16 protein-coding genes are annotated in these 14,245 nt (G+C 64.1%); 11 read left to right on the forward strand and 5 right to left on the reverse strand.

Annotated elements, in window-relative coordinates:
* Nucleotides 1–64 precede the first annotated feature (64 nt).
* Entirely contained in the window at nucleotides 65–2,797 is a 2,733-nt protein-coding gene (gene secA / locus NKI96_RS26500) for a preprotein translocase subunit SecA (RefSeq protein WP_023714961.1), read from the reverse strand.
* Between the two features lie 244 nt (nucleotides 2,798–3,041).
* On the opposite strand from secA, the gene NKI96_RS26505 reads away from it, so the two are divergent.
* The gene (locus tag NKI96_RS26505) at nucleotides 3,042–3,962 is read left to right on the forward strand and encodes a peptidylprolyl isomerase (RefSeq protein ID WP_023686683.1); all 921 of its coding nucleotides are present in this window, start codon (nucleotides 3,042–3,044) and stop codon (nucleotides 3,960–3,962) included.
* A gap of 44 nt (nucleotides 3,963–4,006) precedes the next feature.
* On the opposite strand, the gene NKI96_RS26510 is transcribed toward NKI96_RS26505, so the two are convergent.
* Together NKI96_RS26510 and NKI96_RS26515 are read right to left on the reverse strand one after the other, a co-directional pair.
* Nucleotides 4,007–4,594 (reverse strand): TetR/AcrR family transcriptional regulator, encoded by a 588-nt coding sequence (locus tag NKI96_RS26510; RefSeq protein ID WP_023714960.1) that lies wholly within the window; start codon nucleotides 4,592–4,594, stop codon nucleotides 4,007–4,009.
* Nucleotides 4,595–4,733: 139 nt separating this feature from the next.
* Nucleotides 4,734–5,963: a caspase family protein gene (locus tag NKI96_RS26515; protein ID WP_023714959.1), complete on the reverse strand. Its 1,230-nt coding sequence runs from the start codon at nucleotides 5,961–5,963 to the stop codon at nucleotides 4,734–4,736.
* A 169-nt stretch (nucleotides 5,964–6,132) separates the two neighbouring features.
* On the opposite strand from NKI96_RS26515, the gene argJ reads away from it, so the two are divergent.
* The 5 genes from argJ to NKI96_RS26540 all read left to right on the forward strand — a co-directional run bounded on the left by argJ (nucleotide 6,133) and on the right by NKI96_RS26540 (nucleotide 9,282).
* Nucleotides 6,133–7,374 (forward strand): bifunctional glutamate N-acetyltransferase/amino-acid acetyltransferase ArgJ, encoded by a 1,242-nt coding sequence (gene argJ / locus NKI96_RS26520; protein WP_023704293.1) that lies wholly within the window; start codon nucleotides 6,133–6,135, stop codon nucleotides 7,372–7,374.
* Nucleotides 7,375–7,403: 29 nt separating this feature from the next.
* Entirely contained in the window at nucleotides 7,404–8,153 is a 750-nt protein-coding gene (locus NKI96_RS26525; protein WP_031198008.1) for a GNAT family N-acetyltransferase, read from the forward strand.
* Nucleotides 8,150–8,566 (forward strand): 8-oxo-dGTP diphosphatase MutT, encoded by a 417-nt coding sequence (gene mutT / locus NKI96_RS26530; protein WP_023685791.1) that lies wholly within the window; start codon nucleotides 8,150–8,152, stop codon nucleotides 8,564–8,566. The genes NKI96_RS26525 and mutT overlap by 4 nt, the downstream gene beginning before the upstream one ends.
* A gap of 97 nt (nucleotides 8,567–8,663) precedes the next feature.
* Nucleotides 8,664–8,972: a hypothetical protein gene (locus tag NKI96_RS26535; protein WP_023714957.1), complete on the forward strand. Its 309-nt coding sequence runs from the start codon at nucleotides 8,664–8,666 to the stop codon at nucleotides 8,970–8,972.
* Nucleotides 8,973–9,099: 127 nt separating this feature from the next.
* Entirely contained in the window at nucleotides 9,100–9,282 is a 183-nt protein-coding gene (locus NKI96_RS26540) for a Flp family type IVb pilin (RefSeq protein ID WP_023686678.1), read from the forward strand.
* Nucleotides 9,283–9,294: 12 nt separating this feature from the next.
* On the opposite strand, the gene NKI96_RS26545 is transcribed toward NKI96_RS26540, so the two are convergent.
* On the reverse strand, nucleotides 9,295–10,167 hold the full coding sequence (locus NKI96_RS26545; RefSeq protein WP_286454826.1) for a methyltransferase domain-containing protein: 873 nt from the start codon (nucleotides 10,165–10,167) through the stop codon (nucleotides 9,295–9,297).
* Between the two features lie 72 nt (nucleotides 10,168–10,239).
* Here NKI96_RS26545 and NKI96_RS26550 point away from each other — a divergent pair, with 72 nt between their 5' ends.
* The 4 genes from NKI96_RS26550 to NKI96_RS26565 all read left to right on the forward strand — a co-directional run bounded on the left by NKI96_RS26550 (nucleotide 10,240) and on the right by NKI96_RS26565 (nucleotide 12,704).
* Complete coding sequence (locus tag NKI96_RS26550; RefSeq protein ID WP_196814971.1) at nucleotides 10,240–11,025, forward strand: ComF family protein; 786 nt, start codon at nucleotides 10,240–10,242, stop codon at nucleotides 11,023–11,025.
* A gap of 22 nt (nucleotides 11,026–11,047) precedes the next feature.
* The gene (gene grxC / locus NKI96_RS26555) at nucleotides 11,048–11,329 is read left to right on the forward strand and encodes a glutaredoxin 3 (protein ID WP_023804564.1); all 282 of its coding nucleotides are present in this window, start codon (nucleotides 11,048–11,050) and stop codon (nucleotides 11,327–11,329) included.
* Between the two features lie 86 nt (nucleotides 11,330–11,415).
* On the forward strand, nucleotides 11,416–12,282 hold the full coding sequence (locus tag NKI96_RS26560; RefSeq protein WP_023804565.1) for a carbon-nitrogen hydrolase family protein: 867 nt from the start codon (nucleotides 11,416–11,418) through the stop codon (nucleotides 12,280–12,282).
* The gene (locus NKI96_RS26565; RefSeq protein WP_023672980.1) at nucleotides 12,279–12,704 is read left to right on the forward strand and encodes a DUF1178 family protein; all 426 of its coding nucleotides are present in this window, start codon (nucleotides 12,279–12,281) and stop codon (nucleotides 12,702–12,704) included. Before NKI96_RS26560 ends, NKI96_RS26565 begins: the two co-directional genes overlap by 4 nt.
* A 4-nt stretch (nucleotides 12,705–12,708) precedes the next feature.
* Here NKI96_RS26565 and NKI96_RS26570 read toward each other — a convergent pair whose 3' ends face one another.
* A complete protein-coding gene (locus NKI96_RS26570) occupies nucleotides 12,709–13,194 on the reverse strand; it encodes a MarR family winged helix-turn-helix transcriptional regulator (protein ID WP_023672979.1) in 486 nt (161 codons plus the stop codon).
* Nucleotides 13,195–13,295: 101 nt separating this feature from the next.
* On the opposite strand from NKI96_RS26570, the gene NKI96_RS26575 reads away from it, so the two are divergent.
* A complete protein-coding gene (locus NKI96_RS26575) occupies nucleotides 13,296–14,186 on the forward strand; it encodes a DMT family transporter (protein WP_023822810.1) in 891 nt (296 codons plus the stop codon).
* Nucleotides 14,187–14,245 lie beyond the last annotated feature (59 nt).

Consider the following 14,245-nt stretch of genomic DNA (forward strand, 5'->3'; position numbering starts at 1 on the left):
CCTTGAGGGGGAGATGGCCGGCAGGCCAGAGGGGGGTGCTGTCCCGCCGACCTAGCCTTCGAAATCAGGCAAACGCGCCGTGGCAGTGCTTGTATTTCTTGCCGGAGCCGCAGGGGCAGGCTTCGTTGCGGCCGATCTTGCCCCAGGTCGCCTGGTTGTTCGGATCGCGGTCTTCGGGAGCGACGATGGCGTTGCTCTCCTGGCGGACCAGAAGTGCGGTCTCGCCACCCTCGAAATCGTCCTCGCCCGTGGTGCCGTCAATGTGGCTGCCGAACATTTCAGGCGCTTCGGGCGGCGGCGCTTCGGCGGCCTGGCGGACCAGTTCGACGCGCATCAATTGCGCGGTGACGGCCTGGCGCAGATTGCCGAGCAGCGCCTGAAACAGCTCGAACGCCTCGCTCTTGTATTCCTGCAGCGGGTCGCGCTGGGCGTAGCCGCGGAAGCCGACGACCGAACGCAGATGGTCGAGGTTGACGATGTGCTCGCGCCACAGATGATCGAGCGTCTGCAACACCACCGAGCGTTCGACATAGCTCATCACGTCTGGGCCGAAGCGCTCGGCGCGCTCCTTGGCGGCGTCGTCGGCGGCCTTGGTCAGGCGCTCGCGGATGTCGTCCTCGGCAATGCCTTCTTCCTTGACCCAGTCCTCGACCGGCAGGTCGAGATTGAGGAATTCGGCGACCTCGGCCTTGAGGCCGGCGACGTTCCACTGCTCGGCATAGGCGTTTTCGGGGATGTTCTTGGTGACGATCTCCTCGATGACGCCTTCGCGCATCTCGGCGATCGTCTCGGACAGGCCTTCGCCGTCCATCAATTCGATGCGCTGCTCGAACACCACCTTGCGCTGGTCGTTCGAGACGTCGTCGTATTTCAACAGGTTCTTGCGGATGTCGAAGTTGCGCGCTTCGACCTTCTTCTGCGCCTTTTCCAGCGCCTTGTTGATCCACGGATGGATGATGGCCTCGTCTTCCTTGAGGCCAAGCTTCTGCAGCATGCCGTCCATGCGCTCGGAGCCGAAGATGCGCATCAGATCGTCCTGCAGCGACAGGAAGAATTTCGAACGGCCGGGGTCGCCCTGGCGGCCGGAGCGGCCGCGGAGCTGGTTGTCGATGCGGCGCGATTCATGGCGCTCGGTGGCGAGCACGTAGAGGCCGCCGGCGGCCAGCGCCTTTTCCTTCAGGCGCTCGACATCGGCAATGATTTCCTTTTCGCGCGCCTCTCGCTCGGGACCAGCAGGCATGTCGCCCAGTTCGTCCTCGATGCGCATCTCGGCGTTGCCGCCGAGCTTGATGTCGGTGCCGCGTCCCGCCATGTTGGTGGCGATGGTGATGGCGCCGGGCTTGCCGGCCTGGGCGACGATGGCCGCTTCGCGCTCGTGATGGCGGGCGTTCAGCACTTCGAAATCCTTGAACCCTTCCTTGCGCAGGCGCTCGGCCAGCTGCTCGGATTTCTCGATCGAGGTGGTGCCGACCAGCGTCGGCTGGCCCTTGGCGCGCGCTTCCTTGATCTCCTTGACGATCGCCTTGTACTTCTCCTCGACCGTCCGGTAGACCTCGTCGTCCTCGTCCTTGCGGATGACCGGCAGATTGGTCGGGATCTCGGTGACTTCGAGGCCGTAAATGTTGCCGAACTCCTCGGCCTCGGTCAGCGCCGTGCCGGTCATGCCGGACAGCTTCTTGTAGAGGCGGAAATAGTTCTGGAAGGTGACGGATGCCAGCGTCTGGTTTTCCGGCTGGATCGCCACATGCTCCTTGGCTTCGAGCGCCTGGTGCAGGCCTTCCGAATAGCGGCGCCCCGGCATCATGCGGCCGGTGAATTCGTCGATGATGACGATCTCGTCGTTGCGGACGATGTAGTCCTTGTCCTTCTGGAACAGCCGGTGCGCCTTCAGCGCGTTGTTGACGTGGTGGACGATGGCGACGTTCTCGACGTCATAGAGCGACTCGCCCTTGAGCAGGCCGGCCGCGCGCAGCAGGTTTTCCAGCTTCTCGGTGCCTTCCTCGGTGAAGATCGAGGTCTTCTGCTTCTCGTCGATCTCGTAGTCGGCTGGGCCGAGCTGCAGCATGAAGGCATCGATGGTGTTGTACATTTCCGAACGGTCCTCGAGCGGACCGGAAATGATCAGCGGCGTGCGCGCCTCGTCGACCAGGATGGAATCGACTTCGTCGACGATCGCGTAATTGTGGCCGCGCTGCACCATCTGCGCGCGCTCATACTTCATGTTGTCGCGCAAATAGTCGAAGCCGAGCTCGTTGTTGGTGGCATAGGTAACATCGGACGCGTAGGCGACGCGGCGTTCCTCGTCGGACAGGCCATGGACGATGACGCCGACCGAGAGGCCGAGGAATTTGTAGACGCGGCCCATCCATTCGGAGTCGCGGGTGGCAAGGTAGTCGTTTACGGTGACGACATGGACGCCCTTGCCGGCAAGCGCGTTGAGATAAACGGGCAGGGTGGCGACCAGGGTCTTGCCCTCGCCGGTACGCATTTCGGCGATGCCGCCATTGTGCAGCACCATGCCGCCGATCAGCTGCACGTCGAACGGGCGCATGCCGAGCACGCGGCGGGATGCCTCGCGGACGGTGGCGAAGGCCGGCACCAGCAGGTCATCGAGCGTGGCGCCGTTGGCGATATCCTGGCGGAATTTTTCCGTGCGGGCCTGAAGCTCGGCGTCGGACAGCGCCCGCATCTCGTTTTCCATGGCGTTGATCGCCTCGACACGCGGCCGGGTCGATTTTACGCGACGATCGTTGGAGGAACCGAAAACCTTACGGGCGAGACCGCCGAGACTGACCATCCGATGGTCCTTTCGATAGAATTCTCAATTTTGAGATGAGCGCCGGCCGGCCCCATCAATTCCGCGTGAAACGCGGACAAACACAAAAAGCGCCCGGAAAACGGTTCTGGACGCAAAGTCGTTGGACAGATAAGAGGGGGCTCAACTGATGTCAACGCCGCGTTAGCCCTATGGGCAGCGCCAAATTCCGCCACAATCCGGCTGATCTGCAAGCCCTACCAATCCCCCCTTGGAGTTAATCTTGATGTCCTTACTGTTTCGCCGTGCGTCGCTCGCCAGCCTTGGCTTGGCTTTCGGCCTGTCGGCCCTGTCGCTGTCTCCGCTGATGGCCCAGGAAGCCGCTCCCGCCCCGGCCGATGCCGCAGCAGCGCCGGCGGCAGCCCCCGTCGATCCGAACGCCGTTATCGCTACCGTCAATGGCCAGAAGCTGACCGAGGCGGACCTTGGGCTTGCCGAGGGCGAGCTGTCGCAGCAGTTCTCGCAGTTGCCACCCGAGCAGCGCCGCGCCGCCGCCCTTTCGGCGGCCATCGAAATCCGCGTCATGGCCGCCCAGGCGGTCGCTACTGGGCTCGACAAGGATCCCGAATTCCAGCGCCGCATGGCGTTCCTGCAGCAGCGCGCGCTGCATGGCGAGATGGTCGAGAAGGGCGTCGTCGACAAGGTTACCGATGCCGAGGTGCGCGCCCGCTACGATCAGGAAATCGCCAGCACGCCGCCGGTCAATGAGATTCATGCCCGTCACATCCTCGTGAAGACGAAGGAAGAGGCCGAGGCGATTATCAAGCAGCTCGATGGCGGTGCCGACTTCCAGAAGCTCGCCAACGAGCATACCAGCGATCCCTCGGGCAAAACCAATGGCGGCGATCTCGGCTGGTTCGGCCCGGGGCAGATGGTGCCGGAATTCGACAAGGCGGCAGTTGCGCTCGAAATCGGCAAATACACCAAGGAGCCGGTGCAAACGCAATTCGGCTGGCATGTCATCAAGCTCGAGGACAAGCGCACCAAACAGCCGCCGGCCTTCGACGACGTCAAGGACCAGGCCAAGCAGGCGGTGATCCGCGACAAGTATTTCGCACTGGTCAAGCAGCTGCGCGGCGCCGCAAAGGTTGAAATCCCCGACGCCAATCTGAAGAAGGCCGTCGACACGATGGAAGCCGGCAAGTAAGGCCGGCACCGAAAACATGCAAAGGGCGCCGTTCGGCGCCCTTTTCAATTGCGGGAGATGCCTGACATCACATAGCGGACAGTGGCAAGGATTGTCGCCTCATCTTCGTCCAGCCGGTTGGTCAAAAGGTGTTTCCAGGCATAGGAAGCGATGAGGTCGGCGACCAGCGCTGCGTCGATATCGGCCGCAACCTCGCCGCGCGCTTTGGCGCGCTCGATGATCCGAGCGGTGTGGGACACGCGCCCATCGGCATAGCCAGTCAGGGCCGCGGCCGCCGCTTCGTCCGACTGGGCCTCGGCGATCAGCGAGCGGAATACGCTGCCCGAGGATGTGTCGCGCCAATGCGCGAAGAGGTTCCTCAGGAAACCGACGAGGTCGTCTTCGAGACTGCCGGTATCGGGGACGTCGACACGCTTTTGCCGCTTGTAGACCTCTAACAGCAGGGCCGCCTTGCTCGGCCACCAGCGATAGATCGTGGGTTTGCCGGCGCGCGCCCGCCGCGCCACGGCCTCTATGGAGAAGCCGGCATAGCCGGCCTCGACCAGCACCGCCTCCGCGGCCTCGAGAATGGCCTCGGCGCTGTCTGGGTTGCGCCGCGCCCCGATCGATCTGCGCGCCGGATCCTCGCCCATGTCTGTCCTCGCCAACAATCTCGCCGGCAATCCTGGCCAACAATCTCGCCGGCAGTATAGGTGAGCTGGCAGGCAAACGAAACGGCCCGTTTCCAGCGCTTGTAGAAGCAGGCCTCACGTTCGCCCTGCGCGGGGATTTTCAGTTCATCGCTTGCGAGGTTTCCGAGGCGATCCGCCACTGGCCGTCGCTCTTCACCAGCCCAAGCGTGACGCGTGCCTTGCCGGTCATGCGCGCCGCCGATTTGTCTTTCGACATATAGTCGTAGCTCATCGCGAACACGGCTTCGGCGCGGTTCTCGCCCTGCCGCGTCACATTGAGGCTGCCGGGCTCGAGACTGAACGACCAGGATGCAAATTGCGCGAACCAGTCCGTCTTGAGCTTGACGACGGCGTCGCTGTCATAGCGCGTGCCGAAGATGGTGGCGGAAGGCGCATAGAGCCGCTTGACGGTCTCGCCGATCGCCGCGGCATCGGGCGCAAGATAGTCGTCGCGCAGGAATTTCTCGATTGCGGTCTTGTCGTCGCCTACAGACCGTTCGAGTGCCGCAACCTTTGTTTCGGGCGCCGGGGGGACGGCGGGCTTCGGCTGTGCAACCGTTTCGCCGCCGGGCACAAACTCAAACCGTTCGAGCAGCGAACCCTGTTCCCATGGGCGCTGTCCCTCGCGGGTTTCGGAGACCACGTCGCGGCGCACCGCGATCATCATGTCGTTGATGCTCTGGCCGGGCTCGGCCATGTGTCGCAGCAGGGCGGCGGCGAACGGCGAATTGCGCCCGGTGCCGTCCATGGCGACAGCGCCTGGCGCCGTCGAGAAGGCGATGAAGGAGCCGCGCGTCGAATCGAACTGCGCCAGACCGGCAAGCGCCGTTGCCGAGCGCGTGGTGGCGGTGCGGCTCAGGCTGCGGGCAAAGGGATTGTTGCGGCAGGCGTCAAGGAAAACCAGGCTGACCTTGGTCTGCTGCTCCATGATGTCGAGGACTTCGTCGATCGGCACGGCTTCGAGCTGCAGCTTGACCGGCATGTCGAGCCGGGCGTCGACCGGCACGATGTAGTTGCGCCCTTCCACCTGCAAGCCGTGGCCGGCGTAATAGAAAAGCCCGACGCCCGCACCTTCCAGCGCATCGGAAAATTCGCCGATCTTGCGCTCGAGTTCGCGCTTGCCGAGATCGTTGCCCTCGATGACGTCGAAGCCGATCGAGCGCAGCTTGCCGGCAATATCGAGCGCATCGTTGACCGGATTGGTGAGCGTGCCGGCTTCGGCATAGGTGCCATTGCCGATGACCAGCGCCACGCGCCGTTCCGGCTGCGCATCGGCGCTCAGGAGCAAAAGCCCCATAAACGCCACCGCCAAGATCACCAGCCTGCCCATGGCCGATATCATAACGCCAGAGGCCCCGCCGACGCCAACGGATTTGAAATGCAAGCTTAATCCCTGGTGGCTTGCCCACAGCGGCGGCCAAGAAAACGCCCTTGCGCCGGGCCGTGCTATCGGGCAAACCGGCCTTCGCCCAGCGTTTTTCCGTCGCCCGAGGTCCCCAATGTACGCAACGATTTCGCCGCTCGCGCCGAAGAAATATCCCAAAATGCCTGCCATTGAGGGCGTGCGCATCGCCACCGCAGAGGCCGGGATCAAGTACAAGAACCGTACCGACCTCTTGGCCATAGTCTTCGATGCCGGCACAGCGGTTGCCGGCGTGTTCACGAAGTCGAAATGCCCCTCGGCGCCGGTCGACTTCTGCCGCGAGAACCTTGGCGCCGGCAAGGCGCGGGTGCTTGTGGTCAATTCCGGCAACGCCAACGCCTTCACCGGCAAGAAGGGCCGCGCCTCCACCCAACTGACCGGCGAGGCCGCGGCCAAGGCCGCAGGCTGCACGCCAGGCGAAGTGTTCCTCGCTTCTACCGGGGTAATCGGCGAGCCGCTCGACACCACCAAATTCAGCCATTTGCTGGCCGGACTGGTCAAGGACGGCAAGCCGGATCTGTGGACCGAGGCGGCAAAGGCCATCATGACCACCGACACCTATCCGAAAGTGGCGACAGCGACGGTCAAGCTCGGCGACACCGACGTCATCATCAATGGCATCTCCAAGGGCGCCGGCATGATCGCGCCCGATATGGCGACTATGCTGTCCTTCATCGCCACCGATGCGCCGATCGCCGCCCCCGTGCTGCAGGACTTGTTGTCGCGCGGCACGGCCAAGACCTTCAACGCCGTCACCGTCGACAGCGACACCTCGACCAGCGACACGCTGCTGTTGTTCGCCACCGGAGCCGCTGCCAAGCGCGGCGCGCCCGCCATCAGCGATCCCAAGGATGCCCGTCTCGGCGCCTTCCGCCGGGCGCTGGGCAAGGTGCTCAAATCGCTGGCGCTGCAAGTGGTGCGCGACGGCGAGGGCGCCCGCAAGCAGGTCGAAGTCACCGTTACCGGCGCCAAATCGGCGCGCTCGGCCAAGCGCATCGCGCTGTCCATCGCCAATTCGCCGCTGGTCAAGACGGCGGTTGCCGGCGAGGACGCCAATTGGGGCCGCGTCGTCATGGCCGTCGGCAAGGCCGGCGAGCCGGCCGATCGCGACCGGCTGTCGATCTGGTTCGGCGACAACCGTCTGGCGCATGAGGGCGAACGCGACCCGGGCTACTCCGAGGAAGCGACCTCGGCCTATATGAAGCGCGACGACATTCGCATCCGCGCCGATATCGGTATCGGCCGCGGCAAGGCGACGGTGTGGACCTGCGACCTCACCAAGGAATATGTCGCCATCAATGGCGATTACCGGAGCTGATGGAGTTGGCTTCCAGGCATCCGGCAAGCATGCTCGCCATCGTGCGCCGCTACGAGGCTGCGGGGTTTCGCGCCTGGCCGGCGGCGGCCGTGCATTATGACGGCACCTGGGTGGTGCGGCTGACAGCCGGCCATCCGGCCAAGCGGCTGAACTCGGTCAACCCGCTCGATCCCGGCGACACCCAGCACATTGCCGAGCGCATCGGCCGCGCCAGCCGGCGCTTCGACGCCTATGGCAGGCCGCTGACCTTCCGCATCTCGCCGCTGTCGGGGCCGGACCTAGCCAAGCATCTCGACAATGAGGGCTGGAGCACATTCGACGAATCCCTGGTGATGCGGCTGCCGCTGGCGGACGCGCAACTGGCGCCGGCCATGGACCAGATTCCGCTGAAGGATATCAGCCGCTTTCTCGGCGCGTCGCTCAAGGTCAGCGGCTCGGATGCATCGCTGCGGCCCGGTCTTTCGGAACTCATCGGCGCTATCCAACCCGAAGTCGGGCTGTTTGCGCTGGAGGAAGGGGCCGACCCTCTGGCGGTGCTGATCTGCGTCCATGACGGCGATCTTGCCGGTCTGTTCGAGATCGCCACCGCCAAGTCGGCGCGCAATCAGGGCCATGGCCGCAACCTGATCCTGTCGGCGCTGAAGTGGGCGAGGCTGCGTGGCGCTCGCGAAGCCTGGCTGCAGGTCGAGGCCGGCAATGCGCCGGCGCTGGCGCTCTATCGCTCGCTGGGCTTCGACGAAGTCTATCGCTACCACTATCGCCGGCCGCCGGGCGCATGAGCGAGATCACCGGCAAACGCCTGCTGCTGGTCGCCGCGTGCGCGCTGGTCGATACCGATGGGCGGGTGCTTCTGGCGCAGCGGCCCGAGGGCAAACAGCTTGCCGGCCTGTGGGAATTTCCCGGCGGCAAGGTAGAGCCAGGCGAGACGCCGGAACAATGCCTGATCCGCGAACTGCAGGAAGAAATCGGCATCGAGACCGACATTCCTTGCCTGGCGCCGCTCACCTTCGCCAGCCATTCCTATGATGATTTCCATCTCCTGATGCCCCTGTTCGTCTGCCGCCGCTTCCGCGGCATCGCGCAGCCCAGGGAAGGGCAGGCGTTGAAATGGGTGCGGCCAAAGCAGATGCGCGACTATCCCATGCCGCCGGCCGACGCGCCGCTAATCCAGTTCCTCATCGACCTGTTGTGATACAAAGCCATTTCGCGGTCTGATCTAGCCAGCGTTAATGGAAGATTTATCTCGTCGTGAAAAATTGCGGCAAAGCGGGTTCGCGGGGAGCGATTGCATGAGCCTCGACAGGGAATGGGACTCGATCCGGCCAGATCGCAGCTTTCGCGCCGCCGGCGTCGGCTTATTGCGCGTCACGCTGTTGTTCGGCTCGGCCGCAGTGGCGCTGGCGCTGATCGCGGTCCCCGTGCTGGACAACCAGACGCGATCATCCAGCCGCGATGCTCTTGCAGGCGGTCTCGACCCGATGAGCACGGGTTCGATCGGCTCGCGGGCCACCTATACGCTGCGCAGAAGCGTGCTGCAGCCCTCACCGCGCTCAGTCTGCATCATCCGCGCCGACGGCCAACGCAGCGGCGACTGCTGACCAACAAGGTCGACACCACCTTGAGAACTTCCTCAACGCAGGCCCATTTCACAGCCTGTTAAGCTTGTGCCGTTAACCTTTCTTAACAGGTCGGCGATATGGTCGGGGATGAGAGGGATCGACGATCATGAAGCCATTGCTGCGCCGATTTTTGCAGGACGAAACAGGCGCCACGGCCATTGAATATGGCCTGATCGTTGCGGTGCTGTCGCTTGCCATCGTCGGGGGTGTCGGCAAGGCCAGCAATGCGATCCAGTTTCTGTTCAGCGACAACAACAGCAGGCTCGCAAACGCCTTCGCCAAGCATTGATCCGGAGCGCCGTCACCGCCCGCCGGGGTTTTCCAGTATCGTCTTCAGCGAGACCTTCGCCGAACCCGGTTTCAAGGGCTTTTGCTGCGAGGCATCGGGCGCCCAGCCCGACATCCAGACGATGGAAAAGCTTGCCCTGATGCGGCCATCAGCGTCCGAAAAGCGTTCGGCATAGATTTCGGCGGCACGGGTAAAAAGCTTTCGCGCTCCCGGTCGCCGGCTGCGATCAGTCAGCGCGCTGGTTTCGCCCATCGCCCTGAGATCGGCAATGAGGTCGAAGAGGGTATCGTAGCGGACGGTCACCGTTTCGACGTCGGCCACCGGCAGCGCCAGTCCGGCGCGCTGCAGCAGTGCGCCGGCGTCGCGAACATCGGTGAAGGGGATGACACGCGGGCTGGCGCCGCCACAGAGTTCGGTCTCGGCGGCGAGCAGGCTTTCGCGCAATTCGGAAAGCGTGCCGGCGCCGGCAAAGGCGCCGAGGAAAAGCCCGTCGGGCCGCAGAGCGCGGCGGATCTGCACCAGCATGCCGGGAATGTCGTTCATCGCCTGCAACGACAGAAGTGAAACGACGAGGTCGAGGCTTTCCGGCTGGAACGGCACTGTTTCCAGCGGTGCTATCAGCCCTGGCCGGCCGTCCAGAAACGCTGGATCTGCCTCGACGCGCACGATCTCCGCTGCCTTGCCGCTTGCAGCGACCACGTCCGTTGCGTCCGGCGTCTGGCAAAACAGCACCGCGGCCTTGCCGAATTTCCGCTCGACCGCGCCGAGCCGGTCGGCAAGGTCTTCCGCCGCCCGCCGCATCAGAAAATCCGCGCCGGCTACGGGGTGGGCCAGCGCCCTGCGCTTGCGCACCAGCCAAAGTTCAGTATCGATGATCGGCTGCAACGGTAGACATCCCTGTTTGTCCGTCTAGTGATATCCTGGCGCGGACGTCAAAACCACGTGGCCGATCCGGTGATGGAGATCAAGAGCCTCGCTCAAACCATGTTGAAACTGGCCATGTTGGACTGGCCGGCGCGGATGCTGTTCCCGCCGGTCTGTGCCGGCTGTCGCAGGCACGTCTCGCAACCCGGCGTTTTGTGCGGTGCCTGCTGGCCGAAACTCAGGCTGCTGGAGCGGCCATGGTGCGCGGTGATGGGCACGCCATTCACGCACGATATGGGCGAGGGATTCCTGTCGGCCGAGGCGATCGCCGATCCGCCGCCGTTCGAGCGGGCGCGGGCGGCCGTGGCCTATTCAGGTGTCGCCCGCCAGATGGTGCAAGGTCTGAAATACCAGGATCGCACCGATCTGGCGCCGTGGATGGCGCGCTGGATGCTGCGCGCCGGCGCTGAGCTAATTGCAGACGCCGATGTCGTCGTACCGGTGCCGCTGCACTGGCGGCGCTTCTTTCGCCGGCAGTTCAACCAGTCGGCGGAGTTGGCAAGGGCGGTTGCGCAGCTTAGCGGGCTGCCTTTCTCGCCCTCGGCGGTCCGGCGCGTCAAGCTCACGCGCCAGCAGGTCGGGCTGGAGCGGCAGGAGCGCGAGGCCAATGTCCGCGCCGCCTTCCGTGTGCCTGCGGAAGCCGAAATCGAGATCACTGGGCGCCGCGTGCTTCTGGTCGACGATGTCTACACCACCGGCGCCACCGTACGCTCGGTCGCCAGGGCGCTGAAGAAGGGCGGCGCCGGAGCGGTCGATGTGCTGACCTTCGCGCGTGTCCTGCCGGGGGACTTTCGGGCCGACGAGTCCGCGACTATATAAGGTCGAGGAAAGGCACGGACCGATGCTCGATGTGACGATTTACACCCGTATGATGTGCGGCTATTGCGCGGCGGCCAAGCGGCTGCTCGAACGCAAGGGCGTCGCTTACACCGAGCATGACGCTTCGTTTTCGCCGGAATTGCGCCAGGAAATGATTTCGCGGGCGCATGGCCGCTCGACCTTTCCGCAGATTTTCATCGGCGACACGCATGTCGGCGGCTCCGACGACCTCCACGAATTGGAGGCGCGGGGCCAGCTGGACAGGCTGCTTGCCAACGGCTCGACGACAAAGAGCGGTTCGTAGGGCCGCTCTATGTCTTTGTTTTTACGCAATTTCGGACGGAAAACCGGTACACACTTTTCCTGGAATTGCTCAAAGAGGACGTGACGATGGGTGTTTTCAAGGCGGCGGCGATCCAGATGCGTTCGGGCGAGAGCCCCGAGCGCAACGCGGTCGATCTCGAACGGCTGGTTCGCGAGGCGGCAGGCCTCGGTGCAACCTACATCCAGACCCCGGAAATGACCGGAGCGCTGATTCGCGACAAGGAAGCCAGGGCTGCTTCCTTCACCTCGGAAGACAAGGACATCGTCGTGGCGACCGCGCGCAAGCTCGCCAGCGAACTCGGCGTCTTCTTGCATATTGGCTCTACCGCCATCCTGCGCGCCGACGGCAAGCTCGCCAACCGGGCGCTGCTGTTTGGGCCGGATGGCGCGACGCTCGCCACCTATGACAAGATCCACATGTTCGACGTCGATCTCGACAATGGCGAAAGCTGGCGCGAATCCGCCGCCTATGAGCCGGGCACCGAAGCGGTCGTCACCGAGATCGACGGCGCCAGGCTGGGCTTTGCCGTCTGCTACGATCTACGCTTTCCGCAGCTGTTCCGCGCCGAGGCGATGGCCGGCGCCGACCTCTTGTCGGTGCCTGCCGCCTTCACCCGCCAGACCGGCGAAGCGCACTGGCATGTGCTGCTGCGAGCCCGCGCCATCGAGAACGGCGCCTATGTGGTTGCTGCAGCACAAGGTGGCCTGCATGAGGACGGCCGCGAGACCTATGGCCATTCGCTGATCGTCGACCCGTGGGGTCGCATCATCGCCGAGGCCGTCCATGCCGAGCCGGGCGTGATTATCGGCGAGATCGATACCGCACAGTCGTCGGCCGCGCGCAAAAAAATCCCCAACCTTAGGAATGCGCGCGATTTTGCCGTCAATGCCGGCACGGCTGAAGTGCCGCGGCTCAGGGGCGCGGCTTCGTGATCCGCTTTGCCCTGATCTGCGAGCACGAGCACGAATTCGAGGGCTGGTTTCGCAGCAATGACGATTTCGACACGCAGAAGAAGCGCGGCTTCGTCGATTGCCCGAGCTGCGGCTCGCACAAGGTGCAAAAGGCGCTGATGGCGCCAGCCGTCTCCACCGCGCGGAAGCAGGAAACAATTGCGCTGGCCATGGGCGAAACCCAGAAGCAGGCTTTGGCGCAACTGAAGGCGATGGCCGAGAAGGTGCGCGAGAATGCCGACTATGTCGGCGACAAGTTTGCCGAGGAAGCGCGCAAGATCCATTTCGGCGAGAGCGATGCGCGCGGCATCTATGGCGAGGCGACGTTGGACGAAGCCAAGAGCTTGGCCGAGGATGGCATCGATTTCATGCCGATCCCGAGTTTTCCCGAGGAGCGCAATTGAGCGATCAGCTGGCGCTATCGATCAATTTGCCAAGCAACTGAGCCAGTGCCCCCCGCTCCGTGCCGGTGAGCCCGGCGAGGATTTCATGCTCGTTGGCGACGTGGGCGGTCAGGGCTTCGTCGATCAAGGCCAGACCTTTTTCGGTCAGTTGCACGACAATGCCACGCCGGTCGTTGGGGTGCGGGCCGCGCAGGATCAGTCCGGCCTTCTCAAGCCGGTCGAGCCGGTTGGTCATGGCCCCAGAGGTCACCATCGTCGCCTCGTAGAGAGCGGTCGGTGTCAGCGCGTAAGGCTGGCCGGAGCGGCGCAGCGTCGCCAGCACATCGAATTCGCCGGCCTGCAGTCCGAAACGGGCAAACAGCGGGGCGAGGCGCTCGCGGGCGATTAGCGACGAGGCTTCGTTCAGCCGCCCAAGCACCAGCATCGGCGACACCTCCAGGTCCGGCCGTTCCCGCTTCCATTGCTCCACCGCCTTTGCCGCGCGATCCATCTGTCTCACCGCTAAGTATCTTGACGTAAAGAATCTTTGTGGTATGCTACCTCAAGATACAGTTTCGACCCAGTGCCGCAAGTGAGTGACGGGACCATCCGATGAAATTTCTCTGGGAATCGGCGCTTGGCCTGCTGGTCGTCACCGGCGGCCTGCTCGGCCTGACCCTGCCGTTCGGCAAGCTGGCGACGGCTGCCGGCGTTCCGGCCATGGTCTGGGCCTTCGTCATCTCGTTCGGCGCCGGGGGCGTGCTGCTGTGCGCGTTGCTCGCGAACGGCGAGCGCATGCGGCTCACGTCGCACAGACTGCGCTATTTCTTCATCACCGCCGCCGTGTCCTACGCCGTGCCCAATCTGCTGATGTTTTCGGCTATCCCGCATCTCGGCGCCGGCTATACAGGCATCATGTTCACGCTGTCGCCGGTCATCACACTGGTGTTTTCGATCCTGCTCGGCGTTCGACGGCCAAATATGCTCGGCAGTATCGGTATCGCCGTCGGCTTCATCGGCGCCGTCATGGTGGCGGTGACGCGCGGCGAGGCCGGCCAGCCGGCCGATTTCTTCTGGGTGCTGGTCGGACTTTTGATCCCGGTCAGCCTTGCCGCCGGCAATATCTATCGCACCGTCGACTGGCCCGAAGGCACCGGTCCGATCGAACTGGCCGTCGGCAGCCACCTGGCCTCGGCGACGCTGCTGCTGATCGGCATTCTCGCGCTGTTCGGCGTCGGCGCTTTCGCCCCGCTCAGGGCCGTGCCGCTGGTTGTCGCGGCGCAAGTCGCTTCGGCCTCGGCGATGTTTGCCTTCTTCTTCCGGCTGCAGGCCGTGGGCGGTCCGGTCTATCTCAGCCAGATCGGCTATGTGGCGGCGGCCGTCGGCCTGTTTGCCGGAACCATCTTCCTCGGCGAGCACTACCAGTTGCTGACCTGGGCCGGCGCGGTGATCATCACCATCGGCGTGATCATCACCACCAAGGCGCAGAGCCAGAAGGCATAAGTTCTTTGTTTACGCAATTCCCTAGGCAAAGCGCTATGCGCTTTCCCGCGAAACCGCTT

This window comes from Mesorhizobium sp. M0292 (assembly GCF_040321695.1).
Classification (GTDB): domain Bacteria; phylum Pseudomonadota; class Alphaproteobacteria; order Rhizobiales; family Rhizobiaceae; genus Mesorhizobium.

What these genes read in the sequence shown, in the direction of transcription:
- secA (WP_023714961.1), bottom strand. Translation starts at nt 2,797, where the DNA reads ATGGTCAGTCTCGGCGGTCTCGCCCGTAAGGTTTTCGGTTCCTCCAAC.
- NKI96_RS26505 (WP_023686683.1), top strand. Translation starts at nt 3,042, where the DNA reads ATGTCCTTACTGTTTCGCCGTGCGTCGCTCGCCAGCCTTGGCTTGGCT.
- NKI96_RS26510 (WP_023714960.1), bottom strand. Translation starts at nt 4,594, where the DNA reads ATGGGCGAGGATCCGGCGCGCAGATCGATCGGGGCGCGGCGCAACCCA.
- NKI96_RS26515 (WP_023714959.1), bottom strand. Translation starts at nt 5,963, where the DNA reads ATGGGCAGGCTGGTGATCTTGGCGGTGGCGTTTATGGGGCTTTTGCTC.
- argJ (WP_023704293.1), top strand. Translation starts at nt 6,133, where the DNA reads ATGTACGCAACGATTTCGCCGCTCGCGCCGAAGAAATATCCCAAAATG.
- NKI96_RS26525 (WP_031198008.1), top strand. Translation starts at nt 7,404, where the DNA reads ATGCTCGCCATCGTGCGCCGCTACGAGGCTGCGGGGTTTCGCGCCTGG.
- mutT (WP_023685791.1), top strand. Translation starts at nt 8,150, where the DNA reads ATGAGCGAGATCACCGGCAAACGCCTGCTGCTGGTCGCCGCGTGCGCG.
- NKI96_RS26535 (WP_023714957.1), top strand. Translation starts at nt 8,664, where the DNA reads ATGAGCCTCGACAGGGAATGGGACTCGATCCGGCCAGATCGCAGCTTT.
- NKI96_RS26540 (WP_023686678.1), top strand. Translation starts at nt 9,100, where the DNA reads ATGAAGCCATTGCTGCGCCGATTTTTGCAGGACGAAACAGGCGCCACG.
- NKI96_RS26550 (WP_196814971.1), top strand. Translation starts at nt 10,240, where the DNA reads ATGGAGATCAAGAGCCTCGCTCAAACCATGTTGAAACTGGCCATGTTG.
- grxC (WP_023804564.1), top strand. Translation starts at nt 11,048, where the DNA reads ATGCTCGATGTGACGATTTACACCCGTATGATGTGCGGCTATTGCGCG.
- NKI96_RS26560 (WP_023804565.1), top strand. Translation starts at nt 11,416, where the DNA reads ATGGGTGTTTTCAAGGCGGCGGCGATCCAGATGCGTTCGGGCGAGAGC.
- NKI96_RS26570 (WP_023672979.1), bottom strand. Translation starts at nt 13,194, where the DNA reads ATGGATCGCGCGGCAAAGGCGGTGGAGCAATGGAAGCGGGAACGGCCG.
- NKI96_RS26575 (WP_023822810.1), top strand. Translation starts at nt 13,296, where the DNA reads ATGAAATTTCTCTGGGAATCGGCGCTTGGCCTGCTGGTCGTCACCGGC.